This is a genomic window from Campylobacter sp. BCW_6467 (assembly GCF_001762855.1).
GTDB classification, from domain to species: Bacteria; Campylobacterota; Campylobacteria; order Campylobacterales; family Campylobacteraceae; genus Campylobacter_D; species Campylobacter_D jejuni.
Genome location: NZ_MJXP01000021.1, coordinates 48743 through 66902 on the forward strand (window position 1 = coordinate 48743; position 18160 = coordinate 66902).

The 18160-nt window shown below is 28.7% G+C and carries 22 protein-coding genes, 1 tRNA gene and 1 pseudogene; 16 read left to right on the top strand and 8 right to left on the bottom strand.

What is annotated here, in order from left to right; genetic code table 11:
* The first annotated feature begins 1 nt into the window (after position 1).
* The 6 genes from AJ888_RS03025 to AJ888_RS03050 all read left to right on the top strand — a co-directional run bounded on the left by AJ888_RS03025 (position 2) and on the right by AJ888_RS03050 (position 4799).
* Positions 2–700 carry an NYN domain-containing protein gene (locus AJ888_RS03025; protein ID WP_002861000.1) on the top strand — a complete coding sequence of 233 codons (699 nt, stop codon included), beginning with the start codon at positions 2–4 and terminating at the stop codon, positions 698–700.
* Positions 684–2054 (top strand): bifunctional ADP-dependent NAD(P)H-hydrate dehydratase/NAD(P)H-hydrate epimerase, encoded by a 1371-nt coding sequence (locus tag AJ888_RS03030; RefSeq protein ID WP_002860999.1) that lies wholly within the window; start codon positions 684–686, stop codon positions 2052–2054. Before AJ888_RS03025 ends, AJ888_RS03030 begins: the two co-directional genes overlap by 17 nt.
* A complete protein-coding gene (purN, locus tag AJ888_RS03035) occupies positions 2045–2611 on the top strand; it encodes a phosphoribosylglycinamide formyltransferase (RefSeq protein ID WP_002860998.1) in 567 nt (188 codons plus the stop codon). The genes AJ888_RS03030 and purN overlap by 10 nt, the downstream gene beginning before the upstream one ends.
* A gap of 72 nt (positions 2612–2683) precedes the next feature.
* Entirely contained in the window at positions 2684–3403 is a 720-nt protein-coding gene (locus AJ888_RS03040) for a TerC family protein (RefSeq protein ID WP_002860997.1), read from the top strand.
* Positions 3396–3605, top strand: coding sequence for an alkylphosphonate utilization protein (locus AJ888_RS03045; RefSeq protein WP_002857271.1), 210 nt, complete (start codon positions 3396–3398; stop codon positions 3603–3605). The genes AJ888_RS03040 and AJ888_RS03045 overlap by 8 nt, the downstream gene beginning before the upstream one ends.
* A gap of 9 nt (positions 3606–3614) precedes the next feature.
* Positions 3615–4799, top strand: coding sequence for a metallophosphoesterase (locus tag AJ888_RS03050; RefSeq protein ID WP_002860996.1), 1185 nt, complete (start codon positions 3615–3617; stop codon positions 4797–4799).
* A gap of 12 nt (positions 4800–4811) precedes the next feature.
* On the opposite strand, the gene AJ888_RS03055 is transcribed toward AJ888_RS03050, so the two are convergent.
* Together AJ888_RS03055 and AJ888_RS03060 are read right to left on the bottom strand one after the other, a co-directional pair.
* A complete protein-coding gene (locus AJ888_RS03055; RefSeq protein WP_002860995.1) occupies positions 4812–6170 on the bottom strand; it encodes a hemolysin family protein in 1359 nt (452 codons plus the stop codon).
* Positions 6171–6270: 100 nt separating this feature from the next.
* Positions 6271–7470 (bottom strand): putative transporter, encoded by a 1200-nt coding sequence (locus AJ888_RS03060; RefSeq protein WP_002860994.1) that lies wholly within the window; start codon positions 7468–7470, stop codon positions 6271–6273.
* A gap of 192 nt (positions 7471–7662) precedes the next feature.
* On the opposite strand from AJ888_RS03060, the pseudogene AJ888_RS03065 reads away from it, so the two are divergent.
* The 5 genes and pseudogenes from AJ888_RS03065 to AJ888_RS03085 all read left to right on the top strand — a co-directional run bounded on the left by AJ888_RS03065 (position 7663) and on the right by AJ888_RS03085 (position 12543).
* Positions 7663–7793: pseudogene (locus AJ888_RS03065) on the top strand (hypothetical protein).
* On the top strand, positions 7790–8794 hold the full coding sequence (locus tag AJ888_RS03070; RefSeq protein WP_002860992.1) for a Fe(3+) ABC transporter substrate-binding protein: 1005 nt from the start codon (positions 7790–7792) through the stop codon (positions 8792–8794). The pseudogene AJ888_RS03065 and the gene AJ888_RS03070 overlap by 4 nt, the downstream one beginning before the upstream one ends.
* A complete protein-coding gene (locus AJ888_RS03075; RefSeq protein WP_002860991.1) occupies positions 8794–10410 on the top strand; it encodes an ABC transporter permease in 1617 nt (538 codons plus the stop codon). The genes AJ888_RS03070 and AJ888_RS03075 overlap by 1 nt, the downstream gene beginning before the upstream one ends.
* The gene (locus AJ888_RS03080; protein WP_079396369.1) at positions 10394–11302 is read left to right on the top strand and encodes an ABC transporter ATP-binding protein; all 909 of its coding nucleotides are present in this window, start codon (positions 10394–10396) and stop codon (positions 11300–11302) included. Before AJ888_RS03075 ends, AJ888_RS03080 begins: the two co-directional genes overlap by 17 nt.
* Before the next feature lie 35 nt (positions 11303–11337).
* The gene (locus tag AJ888_RS03085; protein ID WP_002860989.1) at positions 11338–12543 is read left to right on the top strand and encodes a saccharopine dehydrogenase family protein; all 1206 of its coding nucleotides are present in this window, start codon (positions 11338–11340) and stop codon (positions 12541–12543) included.
* A gap of 12 nt (positions 12544–12555) precedes the next feature.
* Here the strand turns inward: AJ888_RS03085 and AJ888_RS09400 are convergent, their stop codons facing one another.
* From AJ888_RS09400 to sodB, 4 genes are all read right to left on the bottom strand, one after another.
* Positions 12556–12777 carry a hypothetical protein gene (locus tag AJ888_RS09400; RefSeq protein WP_250482847.1) on the bottom strand — a complete coding sequence of 74 codons (222 nt, stop codon included), beginning with the start codon at positions 12775–12777 and terminating at the stop codon, positions 12556–12558.
* Positions 12740–12919 carry a hypothetical protein gene (locus AJ888_RS09405; protein WP_250489379.1) on the bottom strand — a complete coding sequence of 60 codons (180 nt, stop codon included), beginning with the start codon at positions 12917–12919 and terminating at the stop codon, positions 12740–12742. Before AJ888_RS09405 ends, AJ888_RS09400 begins: the two co-directional genes overlap by 38 nt.
* Positions 12920–13028: 109 nt before the next feature.
* Complete coding sequence (locus AJ888_RS09410; protein WP_002857297.1) at positions 13029–13247, bottom strand: hypothetical protein; 219 nt, start codon at positions 13245–13247, stop codon at positions 13029–13031.
* Between the two features lie 68 nt (positions 13248–13315).
* Positions 13316–13978 carry a superoxide dismutase [Fe] gene (gene sodB, locus AJ888_RS03100; RefSeq protein ID WP_002860986.1) on the bottom strand — a complete coding sequence of 221 codons (663 nt, stop codon included), beginning with the start codon at positions 13976–13978 and terminating at the stop codon, positions 13316–13318.
* 268 nt (positions 13979–14246) lie between these two features.
* Between sodB and AJ888_RS03105 the strand changes: the two genes are divergently transcribed.
* Positions 14247–14429 carry a hypothetical protein gene (locus AJ888_RS03105; RefSeq protein ID WP_002851904.1) on the top strand — a complete coding sequence of 61 codons (183 nt, stop codon included), beginning with the start codon at positions 14247–14249 and terminating at the stop codon, positions 14427–14429.
* Between the two features lie 135 nt (positions 14430–14564).
* Here AJ888_RS03105 and AJ888_RS03110 read toward each other — a convergent pair.
* Positions 14565–14639, bottom strand: a tRNA-Glu gene (locus AJ888_RS03110).
* Positions 14640–14786: 147 nt separating this feature from the next.
* Between AJ888_RS03110 and AJ888_RS03115 the strand changes: the two genes are divergently transcribed.
* Complete coding sequence (locus AJ888_RS03115) at positions 14787–15350, top strand: manganese efflux pump MntP family protein (RefSeq protein ID WP_002860985.1); 564 nt, start codon at positions 14787–14789, stop codon at positions 15348–15350.
* On the opposite strand, the gene miaA is transcribed toward AJ888_RS03115, so the two are convergent.
* Positions 15336–16205, bottom strand: a complete 870-nt coding sequence (gene miaA, locus AJ888_RS03120) for a tRNA (adenosine(37)-N6)-dimethylallyltransferase MiaA (RefSeq protein ID WP_002851982.1) — start codon at positions 16203–16205, stop codon at positions 15336–15338. The two genes, AJ888_RS03115 and miaA, sit on opposite strands and share 15 nt — an antisense overlap.
* 70 nt (positions 16206–16275) lie before the next feature.
* Here miaA and mqnP point away from each other — a divergent pair, with 70 nt between their 5' ends.
* The 3 genes from mqnP to AJ888_RS03135 are packed head-to-tail and all read left to right on the top strand — an operon-like array spanning position 16276 to position 18160.
* A complete protein-coding gene (gene mqnP, locus AJ888_RS03125) occupies positions 16276–17160 on the top strand; it encodes a menaquinone biosynthesis prenyltransferase MqnP (RefSeq protein WP_002860984.1) in 885 nt (294 codons plus the stop codon).
* Positions 17151–17648 (top strand): hypothetical protein, encoded by a 498-nt coding sequence (locus tag AJ888_RS03130; protein ID WP_002860983.1) that lies wholly within the window; start codon positions 17151–17153, stop codon positions 17646–17648. The genes mqnP and AJ888_RS03130 overlap by 10 nt, the downstream gene beginning before the upstream one ends.
* Positions 17645–18160, top strand: coding sequence for a DUF6115 domain-containing protein (locus AJ888_RS03135; protein WP_002860982.1), 516 nt, complete (start codon positions 17645–17647; stop codon positions 18158–18160). The genes AJ888_RS03130 and AJ888_RS03135 overlap by 4 nt, the downstream gene beginning before the upstream one ends.

Here is an 18160-nt window from a genome sequence, read left to right on the forward strand (position 1 = left end):
AATGGAAAATAAAAGTATAGCTATCTTTATAGATGCAGAAAATATCCCTGCAAAATACGCTAAAAGTATTTTTGATATCGCTTCAGATTATGGAGAGGTTATCATTAAACGCATTTATGGGGATTGGACTCAAAAAAATATACAAGGTTGGAGAGAGCAAATTGCTGAATATTCTTTAATCGCTATGCAACAATTTAATTTTGCAGCCAACAAAAACTCAAGCGATATGTATTTAATCACTGAAATCATGTCCATATTTTATGAAAAAAATATAGATATTTTTGTTATTGTTTCAAGCGATAGCGATTATACTTCACTCATTCAAAAATTAAGAGAAAATAAAAAACAGGTTGTAGGAATGGGGCTTGAAAAATCTATAAAATCCTATGTAAATGCCTTTAGTGAATTTTTTTATTTAGATAAAGATGAGAGTAAAAAAGAAGATATTTTAAGTAAGGATTATTTAAGAGCTTTAATCAATATCACCGAACAGCTCATCGATGAAAAGGGGCGTGCCGAATACGCACAAATCCGCACTAATATGAACCGCAAATACTCGGATTTTCATCCGCAAAATTATGGTTTTAAGAATTTTCGTGCTTTGATCCAGAAATTTTTACCTAAAATGAAAAAATTTGAAGAAGAAAGAGAAAAAAATATATATTTTTTGGTGAAAAAAGATTATGAAAGCTATTATTGATAATATAAATATTTTAGAACAAAATGCTATAAATAAAGGCTTAGATGATCTTATTTTAATGGAAAATGCGGGATTAAATTTAGCCAAACTAATTAAAAAAGAAGCTAAAAAAATCTGCATTCAACGCAAGATTAAAAAAGTAAAAATACTTTTTTTATTAGGCGGGGGTAACAACGCTTCAGATGGCTTGGTGGCTTTAAGAAATTTAAAACACGCTAAAGCTTATAAAATAGGATTTAAAGAAAATACGCTTTTTAAAAAACAAGAGCAAATTTTACAAAATTATGCTTTTAAATTTTGTAAAAAAGAACCCAATTTTAAAAAATTTCATATTATTATTGATTGTATTTTAGGCACAGGCTTAAATCGTTGTTTAGATGAAAAAACAAGTTTAATAATTCAAAAAGTTAATCAAAGCAAGGCTTTAAAAATAGCTTGCGATATGCCTACAAATTTGGGATTTTATCCTTGTTTTAAAGCTGATATTACACTTTGCATGGGAGCTTTAAAGGAAATTTTACTTGAAGATTTTGCTAAGGAATTTGTAGGAAGGATTAAAATAGCCAATTTAGGCATTAGCTCTAAGAAATTTTACCCTAATTCTCAAGCTTTTTTGCTTGAAAAAAAAGATTTAAAAACTATAGATAGAAAAATCAACGCTAATAAAGGAAATTTTGGCCATATTTATATAGTTGCCAATGCAAGCGCTGGAACTTTAGCAGGACTTGGAGCCTTAAATTTTGGAGCAGGTCTTGTTTCTTTAGTAGCACAAAAAAGCTTCTCACCTCTTTTGATGTTAAAAGAAAAAATTGAAAATAATGCAAGTGCTATTGCTTTAGGTATGGGGCTTGAAAATTTGGATTTTCTAAAAGATGAAATTTTGCAAAACACTCCTTTGATCTTGGATGCAAACTGCTTTTTAAGTGAAGCTTTGCTTTGGTATTTAAACAGAAAAGATGTTGTTATAACCCCTCATCCAAAAGAATTTATAAAACTTTATAAAATGTGCTTTGATGAGGATTTAGATATAGAAGCATTGCAAAAAAATCGCTTTTTCTATGCTAGAAAATTTTCGCAAAATTATGATTGTGTTCTTGTTTTAAAAGGAGCAAATCCTATTATTGTGCAAAAAGAAAAATTATTTGTTGTAAATTTGGGAAATCAAGCCTTAGCTAAAGGTGGGAGTGGAGATGTTTTAAGTGGAATGATTGCTACGCATTTAGGTTTTGGTTTTAGTGCTTTAGAAGCAGCAAAAAATGCTACTTTAGCTCATGGGCTTGTTGCAAAAAAATATAAATTTAATAAAAATAGCTTTGATGCTTTAAAACTTATCAAAGGATTAAAATGCTTGTAAAATTAGCTATACTTTTTAGTGGAAATGGAAGTAATTTAGAAAATATTTTAGAAAAACTTCATAAAAAAACCATAGGGGAAAATACCTATGAAGTAGTACTTTGCCTTTGCAATAAAAAAGATGCTTTTGGTATACAAAGGGCAAAAAAATTTGGTCTTGATACTATCATTGTTGATCATAAGGCTTATAATACTCGTGAAGAATTTGATACGATTTTAGTACAAAAAATCAAAGAAAGTGGAGCAAATCTTACTGTATTAGCAGGTTTTATGAGAATTTTAAGTCCTGTTTTTACAAAAAATATTAAGGCAATTAACCTTCATCCTTCTTTATTGCCACTTTTTAAAGGAGCACATGCGATTAAAGAAAGCTATGAAAGTGATATGAAAGTAGCTGGCGTGAGTGTGCATTGGGTCAATGAAGAACTTGATGGTGGGATGATTATAGCTCAAAAAGCTTTTGAAAAAAGAAATTTGAGTTTTGAAGAATTTGAAGAAAAAATTCATAGCCTAGAACATGAAATTTTACCCTTAAGTGTGATTGAAATTTTTTCTTAAAGAATTAAAGGTATTTGCTTTAAAACTATAAAATATCGCTTTAAAAAAATTTTAAAATTTTCAAGGAAATTTATGTTTGAATGGATATTTAGTATTGATGCTTGGATTACTTTAGCTACTTTAAGTGCTCTTGAAATTGTACTAGGGATAGATAATATCATTTTTTTAGCTATTTTAGTAAGTAAACTACCCCCTGAACATCGTGATAAAGGACGTATCTTAGGTTTAGCTTTTGCAATGATTACAAGAATTTTACTTCTTTTGTCTCTTTTTTGGGTGATGAAACTTGTAACACCTTTGTTTAGCGTATTGGGCAATGAAATTTCAGGTAGAGATCTAGTTCTTTTACTAGGTGGGCTTTTCTTGATTGTAAAGTCTATTAAAGAAATTAAAGTGCAAATTTCTCATCAAGAAGAAAGTCAAAGTCATTTTAAAGCAAGCAATAAACTTTGGATAGTTGTAGCTGAAATTGCTGTGATTGACATAGTATTTTCGCTTGATAGTGTGATTACCGCAGTAGGAATTGCTCAAGATGTAACCATCATGATTATCGCTGTTATTATCGCAGTAGCTGTGATGCTTTTTGCTTCTAAACCTATAGCAGATTTTGTTGAAAAATATCCAAGCATTAAAATTTTAGCCTTAGCTTTTTTGGTGTTAATAGGCGTAGTTTTAGTTGCTGAAAGTTTTGATATTCATATTGATAAGGCATATATTTATACTGCTATGGCTTTTGCTTTAGTGGTGCAAATTTTAAATATTTTAGATCAAAGAAAGGAAAAAAATGGCTAAAGACGCTAATGGAACAGAACTTAACGCAGGTGATAGCGTGAGTGTAATAAAAGATCTTAAGGTTAAAGGTGCAAGTACAACTTTAAAACGTGGAACTACTATAAAAAATATTAAGCTCACTTCTAAAGAAGGTGAAATTGAGGCTAGAGTAGATAAATTTGGCGTTATTGTTTTAAAAACTGAATTTTTAAAGAAAATCTAGGCAAAGAATGTGCGAATCTTACTTGTTTTAAGAGGGAATTATTACGCAGGACAAGAAGAATTTATCAAAAATAATAAACTTCAAAATTATACACTTGATTTAAATGCTTTGCGTCTTTTATCAGGAAGCGTTAAAAATATAGTCAGTGAATATAAAATTTTAAATGTTAAAAATGATGAAGATTTGAGTAAAATTTTACTCAAACTTCTAGAAATGCGTATGCAAAAAGGTGAGTTTTGCATCATAAACGCTTACAATGAAACATTAAAAATTTATAAAGACTTAGCTAAACAACATCGCTATAAAATGTATGTTATTGTTTTTGATAGCTCTTTAAAACAATGTCAAGAAAAAAATCTTTTAGAAGCTAAAAAAAATGGATATATCATCCCTTATGCTCTTTTGGAAAAAACTCAAGATTTGCTCAAAAAAAATCTAAAAAAATACCCAATTTTAGACTCAAGTGACTGGAAAAAATGTCTTTACCAAATGCCAAATTTAAGCAAATACAAAAAAATTCATCATATAGGAGATTTACAAGGTTGCTATAGTGTTTTAAAAGAATACATTAAAACAATCAAAGAAGATGAATTTTATATATTTTTAGGAGATTATATCAACAGAGGTATAGAAAATGGCAAAGTAATAAAATTTCTTTTAAAAATTTGCGAAAAAGAAAATGTATGCTTATTAGAAGGAAATCACGAAAGACATCTTATAAAATGGGCTAATGGAGAATTGTCAAATTCCAAAGAATTTAATGAAAATACTTTAAAGGATTTTAGAAAAGAAAAACTTACTCCAAGAGATGCTAGAAAACTCTATCCTCATCTAAAAGAATGTTTATACTACAAATTCCAAAATAAATTCATATTTTGTTCACATGGAGGAGTAAATTTTATACCCTCCAAACCTGAAAAAATAAGTTTTATACCAAGCCATGATTTTATTTATGGTGTAGGTGGATATGAAGACAGTCAAAAAGTAGCAAATCAATTTTGCAATTTCACCTCGGACAATCTTTATCAAATCTTTGGACACAGAAATAAAGAAAAACTTCCTATGAAAATAGCCAAAAGAGTATTTTTATGCGAGGGTAAAATAGATGATGGTGGATATTTACGCGTAGTTACACTAGATAAAAAAGGTTTTGAGTGTATTGAAATTAAAAATCAAATTTACAAAAAGAAATAAGCCTAAAGAGGCTTATTCTTCATCTTTATTTGTTTTTTTAACTACCTTAACACGCTCTATAGAATTCCCATCCATTTTTTTAACTTCATAGTAACAAAGTTCATCTTCAATGCGATCTCCTACTATAGGCAAGCGTCCTAAAAGATTAAATACATATCCACCTATAGTAACCTGTTCTAAATCCTCATCATAGTTTATTACAAGCATTTCTTCAACAGTTTCTATATCGCATCGTCCTTGAAATTCATAAATATTTTCAGCAAGTTTTTTATAGCTGTCTTCTTCATGCTCGCTTTTAATTTCGCCAATAATTTCTTCCATGATATCTTCCATGGTTAAAATTCCAGCAGTTCCACCATACTCATCAACTACTAATGCAGTATGAGAGCGTTCTTTATTCATCATTACAAGTACTTTTGAAATGCTGATATTTTCAGGAACCAAAATCAAAGGTTTAACAAAAGTATCTAAATTTTGACTTTTATGGCTTAATTCATTTTGTATTATATCTCGTATGTGTATCATCCCTAAAATAGTATCTTTAGAACCGTCAATATAAGGAAAGCGAGTATGTTTATGTTCACAAATGATTTGCATATTTTCTTCGTAACTTTTTTGTTTATTTAGACAAATCATATCTTTTCTAGGAGTCATAATCTCTTTAGCAACAGTATCTGAAAAATCAACAGCATTGCGTATGATCTCTGTTTCAAATTCATCTAAAACTCCACCTTTTTGACTCTCACTTGCTATGATTTTAATTTCTTCTTCGCTATGAGTTAGTTCGCTTTCTTTAGCAGGTTTTATTCCAAAAAGTTTCAAACTTATAGCTGCTAAAAAATCGAAAATTTTAATACAAGGCAAAAAGAGTATCCAAAACCAATGAAGCGGTCTAGCTATAAATAAAACCGCTTTATCCGCAACTGCAATAGCTATACTTTTTGGCACAAGTTCTCCTAAAACCACATGTAAAAGAGTAATAATACTAAAAGCAATAATAAAAGCTATAGTATGGATAATAACAGTGCTAAAACCAAGATTAATAAGCGGAATTTCTAGCATTTTTGCAATAGCGGGTTCACCTATCCAACCAAGAGCTAGAGAACTTAAAGTGATTCCTAATTGACAAGCACTAAGATAAGTATCAAGTCTTGAAGTAACCTCCAAAGCTTTCTTAGCACCAGCTTTTTTTTCTTTTACCATCTCTTCAAGCTTGGAACGACGTACTTTAACAATACTAAATTCAGACAAAACAAAAAAACCATTTAAAAACACTAGAGCAAGTGCAACAACAACCATAAGTATAGAATATCCTGCATCAAAAGATGCTGTAGAAGTTTGGTTTAAATCCAAAACCTGACTGGGGTCCAATGAAGCTCCTTAAGAAATAAAATATTATTAAACCTTATTATACACAATTAAAAGTAAATTTAATATTTGAATTTTTTCTTGTATCTTATTAAGATAAAAGCTAAGACTTATAAGAAATATTTTTCTCAAATTCTTTTAAACGCTTATATATGCTTCTAAGTTGAGTGATAGTTGTCCAGTTTGTGATAAAAACACTAAAAGAGCTTCGTACTTGATCAAAAGCATTGTTAATCTGCATTACAATACCAAGTCCTATAGCTCCAGCAAAAAGCCCTGGTGCCATGATTAAAAATGGCACTATAACTATCATTTGCTCAAATAAAATGAGCCAAATATTAAAATATCCATAATGTAAAAAAAGTCTTTTATAGTTAAATTTAAGTCCTGTAAAAAGCTCTATCATAGTCTCATTTTTAGCGTATTCTTTGCGATTATCCTCAGCATAAACAAGCTCTTTTCTAAAAGCTGCTTCAGCTTTTTGATTATTGTATTCAAGTCCAGGAAGCTTAATACCTACAAACCATGACACAACCAAGCCTCCTAAAGAAATCAAAAGTGCAATATAAACAAGCAAACCATCAATGTTTTTTAAAAAATAAAAAGAAGAATTTTCACTTAAATTTGCAAATAAAGCTTTACTCACAACATCACTTAAACTCCATAAAATCGGAATAAATGCTACAAGGGTCATCAAAGCTTTTATAAAACTAAGTCCTAAACTCTCTACGATTTTAGAAAAATTATAAGTATCTTCTTGAATTCTTTGTGAACTTCCTTCTATATTATCATCTTTATTTTTCCAAAATTTTAAATAAGAAAAAGTCATAGCCTCACGCCACTTAAAAGCATATACACTAGCAAAATAAATATTAATCGTAGCGATTAAAACATAAGGAATAGCAATAGCTAAAAAAACTAAAATCAAAGCATAAAAATCATTTGCTGAATAATTCGGCTTTTCAATCATAGCCCTAGAGTTGAAAAAATATTCTAATAAATTTTGATAATAATACAATGCGCCTTTATTGATAAAATTAGCTTTTTGGAAATTTTGCTCAGCTCTTTGATTAGCCTCTTGGATTAAAGTGGCATTATTTTCGAAATTAGTTTCTATTTTTTGCGTAGAATTAGAATCCAAAAGTTCTATTTTTGGCTTTTGTAAAACATTGTAAAAATCACTATACCATGAATTTATAGCAACATTAAGACTTGTTTGAATAAAAAGAAAAAATAAGAGTAAAAAAAGTCCTAAATAAGCCCATAAAGCCCATTTTTTACTTGCAAAAAATGAAGAAAACATGCTACCACCTTTTAAAAGAAAAATTTTAATCAACTTTATTTAATCAAGAGTTTATTAAAAATCATAAATTTATCAACACATGTGTCAAAAATAAACTTCTTTATTCTTTAAAGAAATATAAAAATATAAAGATTACGTCATATTTACTTTTTAATATTAATATTTCTTATCAAAATATCTAAAAAGGAATTAATGCCTATGAAAAAAATAATTTTATTTTTACTATGCTTTGGCTTTGCTTTTGCTTGCTCTGAACATTCTCATACTGATTTTAAAGATCTTAATAAAACCGAGTATAATTCTCAATAAAGGATAAAATATGAAAAAAATCTTCTTTATGTTTTTAACAGCTGTTTCATTTTTAGGTGCTAGTGAGCTTAATATTTACTCAGCAAGACATTATGATGCTGATTTTGAAATCATAAAAAAATTCGAAGAAAAAACAGGCATTAAGGTCAATCATACTCAAGCTAAAGCTTCAGAACTTATTAAAAGGCTTTCTCTTGAAGGAAATAACTCTCCTGCTGATATTTTCATCACAGCTGATATTTCAAATCTTACAGAAGCTAAAAATTTAGGACTTTTATCCCCTGTTTCATCAAAATATTTAGAAGAATTTATACCTGCTCATTTAAGAGATAAGGATAAAGAATGGTTTGCGATTACAAAAAGAGCAAGAATTATTGCTTACAATAAAAACGCAAATATCGACATTAGCAAAATGAAAAATTATGAAGATTTAGCAAAAGCTGAATTTAAAGGAGAAATTGTCATGAGAAGTGCTACAGCTCCTTATAGCAAAACTCTTTTAGCATCTATTATAGCTAATGATGGAAGTAAAGAGGCTAAAGCATGGGCTAAAGGTGTACTTGAGAATCTTGCGACAAACCCAAAGGGTGGGGATAGAGATCAAGCTAGACAAGTATTTGCAGGCGAAGCTAAATTTGCAGTTATGAATACTTATTATATAGGGCTTTTAAAGAATTCTAAAAATCTAAAAGATGTAGAAGTGGGGAATTCTTTGGGTATTATTTTTCCTAATCAAGACAATAGAGGAACGCATATTAACATTAGCGGTATTGCTATGACAAAATCAAGTAAAAATCAAGATGCGGCTAAAAAATTTATGGAATTTATGTTAAGTCCTGAAATTCAAAAAATTCTTACTGATAGTAATTATGAATTTCCTATAAGAAATGATGTAGAATTAAGCCAAACGGTAAAAGATTTTGGAACTTTCAAAGAAGATCAAATCCCTGTGAGTAAGATAGCAGAAAATATTAAAGAAGCGGTTAAAATTTACGATGAAGTCGGTTTTAGATAATGTATAAAACCTTAAAATACTATAAACTCGGGGCAATTTTACTTGCCCTTTTTCTTGCTTTACCTATTTTTGGTATTTTTGCTGAACTTTTTTATATTTTATTTCAAAATTTTAATACAAGTGATTTAACCCAATTTTCATCTATTAAAGAAAATTTGAGTCATTTTTTTGATTATTTATTTTTAAAATTCATCAAAGATACTTTTATAATTAGTATGGGAGTATTGTGTTTAAGCTTGATTTTGGGTGTGAGTTCTGCTTATTTGATTGCAAATTATGATTTTTATTTCTGTAAAATTTTAGAAAAATTACTCATTTTACCCTTAGCCATACCTGCTTATATTTTAGCCTTTGTTTATGTGGGAATTATGGATTTTCAAGGATTTTTTCACGAAAATTTTGGCTTTAGGATAGATTTTTTCAATCATTATGGTGTTATTTTTGTTTTGGCTATTTCTTTATATCCTTATATTTATTTATTTGCTAAAACAGCTTTTAAAAGTGAAGCTAAAGAGGCTTATGAAGTAGCTAAAATCATGAAATATTCTGAATTTAGAATTTTTACACGCGTGGCACTTTTGAGTGCAAGACCTGCCATTTTTTCTGGAGCTTTATTGGTTTTAATGGAAACTTTGAGTGATTATGGTGCAAGTGCTTATTTGGGAGTGGATACTTTTTCGGCTGGAATTTTTAAACTCTGGTATGATTTGAATGATTCTTATTCTTCTAGTGTTTTATCGGGTATTTTAATGCTTTTTGTATTTTTGATTATGTATGTGGATTATTATTATAAAAATAAACATCATTATAGTTTTAATCAAAATTTAGCTCTTTTTATCAAAAAAAGAAAATTAAATCCTATTAAACAAATTCTATCCTGTATTTATTGTTTTATGATTGCTTTTGTAGGTTTTATTTTACCTTTTATTTGGCTAGTTTATTGGGGGTTAAAAGATCATAAGCTTTTTGAATCGCAATTTTATATTATCAGTTTTCAAACTATAATCTTAGCTTTAATCACTGCTTTAATTACCACTTTTTTAGCTTATTTTTTGATGTTTAGCTCTAGGATAGTTAAAAATCATTTTTTTAATTTATTTATTTTAAAAATAAGTTCTTTGGGTTATTCTATACCTGCTGCTGCTTTAGGGATTAGCATTATAGTGCTTTTTGTATTTTTGGATAAATTTTTTCACATGAGTTTATTGGGAAATTCTTTACTTGTTCTTGTTTTTGCTTATATAATTCGTTTTTTAGCGAGTGCAATTTATTCTTTAGAGGGAGGATATAATAAAATTCATCTAAATATTGATGAAGCAAGTTTAAATTTAAGAACGAGTTATTTTATTTTATTTTTTAAAATTCACGCACCTTTAATGAAACATTTTTTATTTTTGGCTTTTATTATTGTTTTTATTGATACGATTAAAGAACTTCCTTTAAGTAGAATTTTAGCGCCTTTTGGCTTTGAAACTTTAAGTGTTAAAGCTTTCTGGTTTGCAAGTGATGAAAGAATTTATGATGCAGCTTTGCCTTCCTTGTTTATCGTTTTTCTTTCTTTAATGGTTGTTGTTTGGATGGATAAAATCACAAGGAAAGATGATGTTAGAAATTAAAAATTTATCTAAAAATTTTGGAAAAATACAAGCTTTAGAAAATATCAATCTTCATGTCAAAGAAGGAGAATTTTTAAGCATTTTAGGAGGTAGTGGAAGCGGAAAAAGCACGCTTTTAAGGATTATTGCTAAGCTTGAACAAGCTAGTTCTTATGATTTGTTTTCTTGCAAAGGTGAAGTGGCTTTGATGTTTCAAAATTATGCTTTATTTCCTCATTTAAATGTTGAGAAAAACATACTTTTTGCACTTTATGATAAAAAAGATAAAAATCAAATTTTAAATCATTTGCTTAAAACTTTTGAAATTGAAGATTTACGATATAAAAAAATCGATGAAATTTCAGGAGGGCAAGCGCAAAGAGTGGCTTTTGCTAGAGCTATAGCAAGAGGATGTAAGCTTTTGCTCTTAGATGAACCTTTTTCTAATTTGGATCAAAATTTAAAACAGGATTTAAGAAGAGAATTGAAAAAAATGATAGAAAATCAAGGCATTACGGCTATTATGGTAACTCATGATATTGAAGATGCTTATTGCATGTCCGATCAAATCGCTTTTTTAGAAAAAGGAAAAATTTTAACTCATGCAAATCCTAAAGAGCTTTATTTTAAGCCTGATTTTAAAAGTGCTCAAATTTTACCTGATTTAAATATCATAGAAGAAAAACTTGATTTAGAAGATGAATTTTTTGCTTGGATAGCTTCAAAAAATTATATTTTTGGTTATGCAGAGCTTAAAATAGGTAATCGCTTTGAGGCTAAAATTTTACAAAAAGAATTTTTAGGGGCTTTTTATAGAATTAAGTTAAGATATAAAAATATAGAATTTTTTATGTTATTAAGCTCAAATTATAACTTAGAAGAAAAAATAAATTTTGATATTATCAATTTTTAGCTAAAATTTCTAAAAATCTTTTAAGGACAAATTTCATGAAAAATCTTTTAATCATAGGCGCAGGCGGGGTAAGTCGTGTGGCTACTGTAAAATGTGCAATGAATTCTGATACTTTTTGCAAAATCACTTTAGCTAGTAGAACAAAAAGCAAATGTGATGAAATCGCTGCTTTTATCAAAGAGCGTTTAGGGGTTCAAATTGAAACGGCACAAATTGATGCTGATGATAGCAATGCAGTTGTAGAACTCATCAAGAAAACAGGGGCTCAAATTTTACTCAATGTTGCTTTGCCTTATCAAGATTTGAGTTTAATGGATGCTTGTATAAAAGCAGGGATTAATTATGTAGATACAGCAAATTATGAACATCCTGATTTAGCTAAATTTGAATATAAAGAGCAATGGGCGAGAAATGATGAGTTTAAACAAGCAGAAATTTTAGGACTTTTAGGAAGTGGATTTGATCCTGGTGTAACTAATGTTTTTTGTGCCTATGCACAGCAAAATTTATTTGATGAAATTTCTTATATAGATATTTTAGATTGCAATGCAGGTGATCATGGCTATGCTTTTGCGACGAATTTTAACCCTGAAATCAATCTGCGTGAGGTTTCTGCTAAAGGGCGTTATTGGGAAAATGGCAAGTGGATAGAAACAGAGCCGATGGAAATAAAAATACAGTGGGATTATCCAGAAGTAGGTGTGAAAGATAGCTATTTGCTTTATCATGAAGAACTTGAAAGCTTGGTAAAAAATATCAAAGGTTTAAAAAGAATACGCTTTTTTATGACCTTTGGACAAAGTTATTTAACTCACATGAAATGTCTTGAAAATGTTGGAATGCTAGGGATTAAACCTGTGATACACCAAGGAAAAGAAATCATTCCTATAGAATTTTTAAAAACCTTGCTTCCTGATCCTGCAAGTTTAGGACCACGCACTAAAGGTTATACCAATATAGGTTGTGTGATTCGTGGTAAAAAAGATGGAAAAGACAAGCAAGTTTATATTTATAATGTTTGCAATCATGAAGAATGTTATAAAGAAACTGGTGCACAAGCTGTGAGCTATACTACAGGTGTTCCTGCTATGATAGGTACGAAATTAATCGCTAAAGGGATTTGGCAAGGAAAAGGCGTGTTTAATATGGAAGAATTTGACGCTAAGCCTTTTATGGAAGAGCTGAATTCTCAAGGACTTCCTTGGAAGATTATCGAAATGACTCCAAGCTTAGGAGAGTAAGTGCTAGAGCACTTACTTTTGTCCTATATAAATAAAGTGCTCCACACTGCCTTCAAAATTATACAGATTAATTAATTCATAATCTCCCCAAAATAAAGGTTTAAAAGGTTTAAAATCTTCTTTTAATTCTTCTATGTCTTTAGTAAAGCGTATATATGAAGAACCGCTCAATCTACCACTTGGACATCCTTTTACTTCACGTAAGCCATTTATCCATAAGTTCTCCTCTTTCATACATACTATAGCCTTTATCACTCATCATAGTTGCAAATATAATAGCTCCTTCATTGCATAGTTCATAAAATTCTTGCACAGCTTCTTTAAAAGCTTGTTTTGTAAGATAATATAAGCTTTGATTTGCAAATATAAAATCCATTTTTGTATTGAAGAGTTTTTTAAAGCTAGAATTAGGAGATATGATGTGAAAATTTTTAGAATCTAAGCAAGGATCTTTTTCCCAAACTTTTTTTAAACTAGGAACTATATCAATGCCATAAGGCTCTATACCCCCCCCCGGTTATATTTTTAAAATACTTAGAATGCACTCCATTTCCGCAACCAAAATCAAGTAGTTTTCCACTTGTTTTGCTTAGTTTGTATTTTAAGATTCTCTCGTAAAATCTTATAACATGACCATCAGGATATTGGAGTCCATAACCTTCTTTGTCATATTTTTGAGTATATGCAGATAAAGAATTATCCATTTTTGCTCCTTTTTGTATAGAAATTTGACATTAAGCCAAAATTCATTCTAACACAAAAAGGATTAAAATTATTTTATAGGGTGAAGTTCATTTGCATAAAAGCTAACTGATCCCATGCCTTCTTTTAAAGCCCATTCATAAGCTTTTGCAACAAATTCCCAATTAATATGAGCATAGAATTTCTCTAAATAAGCAGGACGTGCATTACGATGATCTACATAATAAGCATGCTCCCAAACATCTACAACAAGTAAAGGAACTTTATCTTCAGTAATTGGTGTAGCTGCGTTTGAAGTACCTACAAATTCTAGTTTTTGATTTTTAGTATTATAAACTAACCAAAACCATCCTGAACCAAAAACTCCTGTAGCACCTTTGATAAATTCAGCTTTGAAATTTTCCAAAGATCCAAATTCTTTTTCTAGTGCCGCTTGTAAATTAGCATCTATACTTTGGCATGAACCGCCACAGCCACAGCCTGTACTTGGCTTAATGCAATCAAAATAAAAATCATGATTATAAACTTGAGCTGCGTTATTAAATACGCCCCCATTTGAAGTTTTGATAATACTTACAAGATCTTTACCTGCAAATTCAGTATCTTTAATAAGATTATTTAGATTTGTAACATAAGTATTGTGATGTTTTCCATGATGATAGCTAAAAGTTTCAGCACTCAAAAAATCACCAAAAGCATTGGTATCATAAGGTAATTTTCTTAATTCAAACATAATTTCTCCTTTATTTTTAGTTTGATATTGAAAATATTACCATAATAATATTAAAAAGAGTAAAAGTATCTTAAAAGCTTAGTGGGTAAAATTTCTATGTTATTTAACCTAAATAAAATAAGATACATTTATAATATATTTTAATAATAATTTAAATATATATAAAAAATTATATTTTTTTGAAATATTTTTACAAAAAATATCTATTTGTTGATTTTTAATAATTACAATTAATTTGCAACTAAAAATTATTCATAAGGAGGAAAATATGAAAAAAGTTGTACTAATCTCAGCATTACTAGGTGCTTTCGCAGCTAATGTTTTTGCAGCTAATACTCCAAGCGATGTGAATCAAACACATACAAAAGCTCATCATTCAAAAGCTAAAGCTGATAAAAAACATGAAGCTAAAACTCACAAAAAAACAAAAGAGCAAACACCAGCTCAATAATGCCCAGCCTTGATATAAGCCTATAATAGACTTATATCAAAAGCTATTCGTATTCTACAAAATAAATTATTAATATTTATTAAATTTTAATAGAAAAAATGAAAAAATCGTTATTTTAAAAGAAAAATTAAAAAGTGGTGACCCATACGAGACTCGAACTCGTGTTACCGCCGTGAAAGGGCGATGTCCTAACCGCTAGACGAATGGGCCACTTTTAAGGAGTAAAAAATAAAAATGAAATTGAATTATATATATTTATTTCTTAAAATTTAATTAAATATATCAAAATTATGTGATTTTTATCTTTGTTTGATTATAATTTCATCTTCAATTTTTTATAAAATTTTAGGATTTATTATGGATTTTTATAGTCTTATTTTTTTATCCTGTGGTTTAGGAATGGATACTTTTGCTGTATCACTATGCAAAGGTTTTAGTGTTAAAAAACTACATTTAAAACATTATCTTATTGTTGGAATTTATTTTGGCGGATTTCAAGCCTTGATGCCAACTATTGGTTATTTTATAGGTATAACTTTTGCATCTTTTATTGCGAGTATTGATCATTGGATAGCTTTTATTTTACTTTCTTTAATAGGATTAAAAATGATCAAAGAGTCATTGGAAAATGAAAATTGCGATAGTAATGCCAATCAATTTGGCTTTAAAACCATGCTAGCTTTAGCAATTGCTACGAGTATCGATGCGCTAGCAGTTGGCGTAAGTTTTGCATTTTTAAATGTAAATTTATTATTAGCTATATTTTTAATAGGTATTATTACCTTCATTTTATGCATCATTGCTCTAAAAATAGGAAATAAATTTGGAATTTATCTTAAAAATAAAGCTGAACTTTTAGGCGGATTGGTTTTAATTATATTAGGAGTAAAAATTCTAATAGAACATTTATTTTTCGATTGAAAATTTCATTCTTAAAGTAGCTAAAGCTTTATCAAATTCCAAGGCTTTACTTTGAAATTTTTTATTAAAAGTTCTTTGTCTTTTGGCAAGTTGTGTAGTATGTATCGTGATTAAATTTTCAAGCTCTTTAAAGGAAATTTCCCCATCTAAATATTCTTTACACTCTTTCAAACCTATAGAATTTAATGCTTTAAGCTTATGATCAAATTTAGAAAAAAGAATTTTTGCTTCATCTAAAAGTCCATTATCAAGCATTTCTTTTGTTCTAGTTTTAATACGTTTTTTTAAAATTTCCTTATCCCACGCAAGCTCATAAATTTCTATATCTTTAAGCACCCCAGTTTTTTGTGTTCTTTTTAAAAATTCACTAGGAATTTCTCTTGTTTGTTCATAAATACCCAGCCATTTTTTTAATCTATAAGTATCATTTTTTTCTATTTTATAGTTTGGATCAATATTTAATAAAAGAGCATAAATTTCATCGTTATTTAAAGAACTCTTTGACTCTAAGGTTTTTTCACTTAAACCATCTATCATAGTTTTTAAATAAAATCCAGTTCCACCTACTATAATTAGAGGTAAATTTCTAGCTAAAGCAAATTCTTTTGCTTTTTGATATTCTCTTATGAATAACTCAACATTAAAATGTTCATTCACACTCAATAAATTTACCCCAAAGTATTTTATACTCGCAAGATCATCTTGTGAAGGCTTGGCACTTGCTATATTAATCTCTTTATAAACACAAAGACTATCAAGACTTAAAACAACAGCATTAAATTCTCTTGCTAAAGTATTGGCTATGTATGTTTTTCCACTCGCGGTTGTTCCTATTAATGCTATTTCAAAAAACATTTTAATATTTATCCTAAAATTTATAAAAATTTTAGTAAAATCATAGCAAAAAATATTTTAAAGTAGAAAAATGAACACATTCTGGATAAAATTTAAAGATATTTTAGAACTTGTAGTATTTAAGCATTCTATTTTTGCTTTGCCTTTTTTATTTTCCTCTATGATTGTAGCATCAAAACTTGCAAATGACACTGCTTGGTTTGGTTTTAAGGCATTGATTTTAGGCATTATTTGTGCGGTAAGTGCAAGAAATTTTGCCATGGCTACAAATCGTTTAATGGATGAAGATATAGATAAGGATAATCCTCGTTGTGCAAATCGCCCTAATGTCAGTGGAAAAATAGGTAGAAAAAGCGTATGGATTTTTATTATTATTAATGCACTTATTTTTATATTATGTTCTTATTTTATTAATACCTTGGCTTTTTATTTGTCTTTTCCTGTGCTTTTTGTATTGGCTATTTATTCAGCTTTTAAACGCTTTAGTTCTTTAGCGCATTTAGTTTTAGGATTTTGTTTAGGACTTGCGCCTATTGCAGGAAGCGTTATAATTATGGGTGAAATTCACATTTATAGCGTTATTTTATGTTTAGGTGTAACTTTTTGGACAGCTGGATTTGATCTGCTTTATTCTTTACAAGATATGGAGTATGATAAAAAAATAGGACTTCACTCTATCCCTGCTAAATTTGGCTCAAAGGCTACTTTATTTATATCAGCTTTTTGCCATATTTTAGCGGTATTATTTTGGCTTCTTTTTGTGTGGGAAGTTTGGGGTGTAGCACTTGGAAAAATAGCACTTACTGGGGTAATTATAAGCGGTATTATTTTAGCCTTGGAACATAAAATTGTTCACAAGAATTTTGCTCATATTGATAGAGCATTTTTTACTCTAAATGGTTATTTAAGTATTATCTTTTTTATTTTTATTTGGATTGATTTATTATGGAATTAACACTTTTTAAAGCAGGATTTGAAGCTCATTTAGAATGTTGTAAAATAGAAAATAACCGTTTTCTTGGAGAATACCTAAAACTTGGAGCAATTTCTCAAATTTTAAAATGGAAAAAACTTGCTTTACGCATTGATTTTGACGAGGGTGAAAAAATTATTTTTGATCTTCTTTTAAGTCTAAAAGAAGATATTTTAAGGCTTGAAAATTCTTTAGATAAAAATAAAGAACTTATACCGCTTAAGCAAAAAGGGGTAGTAGAATCTTTGAATTTTGAATATCTAAATTTTTTGGATACTATTTTAGAAGAAGATAAAGAATATTATTTAAGATTTGATTTAAATAATCAAAAAATAGCTATTTTTATCAAAGCTCAAAGTCAAACATTGGCAAAAATTATCAAAATTAAGCCTGAAGACAAAATGGCTTTTGATGCTTTTGTTGTTGAAATTCAAAGAAATATGATAAGAAATAAGAAAGGCCAAGAATGAGTAATGATGTACTTTATTTAGTTTTTATAATTGTGCTTTTAATTGCAATGCTAGCCTATATGAATATCAAAGAAAGAGAAAATAATGCAAAAATAGCAAAACTTCAAAATGTGATAGAAGATATTACCAAAGAACTTCATTATTTTCGTAAAGAATTAGGGGTTAAAGATGATAGCGAAGAGGATGAAGACTATAAAATCTCTCTTTTAAAAGAAGAAATTATGATTGAACTTGATAAACAAATCAGTTCAAAAATCACTCCTGTTTTAAGAACACTAAAAACTATGGAACATATCATAGAAGATTTTCAAAATGAACAACAAAATCGTCTTTTAAATTTGGAACAAAAAGCACAAAGCATGGCTAAACTTACACCAAATTACGATACAGAAGAACAAAAAATAGAAAATCTTTTCAAAGAAGGAAAAAGCATAGAACAAATCGCTAAAGATTTACGCATTGGCACTGGAAATGTAGAACTTGTCTTAAAATTTAAGAAATTAATAAAATAG

Coding starts and splice junctions, on each gene's coding strand:
- AJ888_RS03045 (WP_002857271.1), top strand. CDS start 3,396: ATGGCTAAAGACGCTAATGGAACAGAACTTAACGCAGGTGATAGCGTG.
- AJ888_RS03025 (WP_002861000.1), top strand. CDS start 2: ATGGAAAATAAAAGTATAGCTATCTTTATAGATGCAGAAAATATCCCT.
- AJ888_RS03130 (WP_002860983.1), top strand. CDS start 17,151: ATGGAATTAACACTTTTTAAAGCAGGATTTGAAGCTCATTTAGAATGT.
- AJ888_RS03135 (WP_002860982.1), top strand. CDS start 17,645: ATGAGTAATGATGTACTTTATTTAGTTTTTATAATTGTGCTTTTAATT.
- AJ888_RS03030 (WP_002860999.1), top strand. CDS start 684: ATGAAAGCTATTATTGATAATATAAATATTTTAGAACAAAATGCTATA.
- miaA (WP_002851982.1), bottom strand. CDS start 16,205: ATGTTTTTTGAAATAGCATTAATAGGAACAACCGCGAGTGGAAAAACA.
- AJ888_RS03060 (WP_002860994.1), bottom strand. CDS start 7,470: ATGTTTTCTTCATTTTTTGCAAGTAAAAAATGGGCTTTATGGGCTTAT.
- AJ888_RS03080 (WP_079396369.1), top strand. CDS start 10,394: ATGATGTTAGAAATTAAAAATTTATCTAAAAATTTTGGAAAAATACAA.
- AJ888_RS09410 (WP_002857297.1), bottom strand. CDS start 13,247: ATGGATAATTCTTTATCTGCATATACTCAAAAATATGACAAAGAAGGT.
- sodB (WP_002860986.1), bottom strand. CDS start 13,978: ATGTTTGAATTAAGAAAATTACCTTATGATACCAATGCTTTTGGTGAT.
- AJ888_RS03105 (WP_002851904.1), top strand. CDS start 14,247: ATGAAAAAAGTTGTACTAATCTCAGCATTACTAGGTGCTTTCGCAGCT.
- AJ888_RS09405 (WP_250489379.1), bottom strand. CDS start 12,919: ATGGATTTTATATTTGCAAATCAAAGCTTATATTATCTTACAAAACAA.
- AJ888_RS03070 (WP_002860992.1), top strand. CDS start 7,790: ATGAAAAAAATCTTCTTTATGTTTTTAACAGCTGTTTCATTTTTAGGT.
- purN (WP_002860998.1), top strand. CDS start 2,045: ATGCTTGTAAAATTAGCTATACTTTTTAGTGGAAATGGAAGTAATTTA.
- AJ888_RS03075 (WP_002860991.1), top strand. CDS start 8,794: ATGTATAAAACCTTAAAATACTATAAACTCGGGGCAATTTTACTTGCC.
- AJ888_RS09400 (WP_250482847.1), bottom strand. CDS start 12,777: ATGAAAGAGGAGAACTTATGGATAAATGGCTTACGTGAAGTAAAAGGA.
- AJ888_RS03085 (WP_002860989.1), top strand. CDS start 11,338: ATGAAAAATCTTTTAATCATAGGCGCAGGCGGGGTAAGTCGTGTGGCT.
- AJ888_RS03115 (WP_002860985.1), top strand. CDS start 14,787: ATGGATTTTTATAGTCTTATTTTTTTATCCTGTGGTTTAGGAATGGAT.
- mqnP (WP_002860984.1), top strand. CDS start 16,276: ATGAACACATTCTGGATAAAATTTAAAGATATTTTAGAACTTGTAGTA.
- AJ888_RS03040 (WP_002860997.1), top strand. CDS start 2,684: ATGTTTGAATGGATATTTAGTATTGATGCTTGGATTACTTTAGCTACT.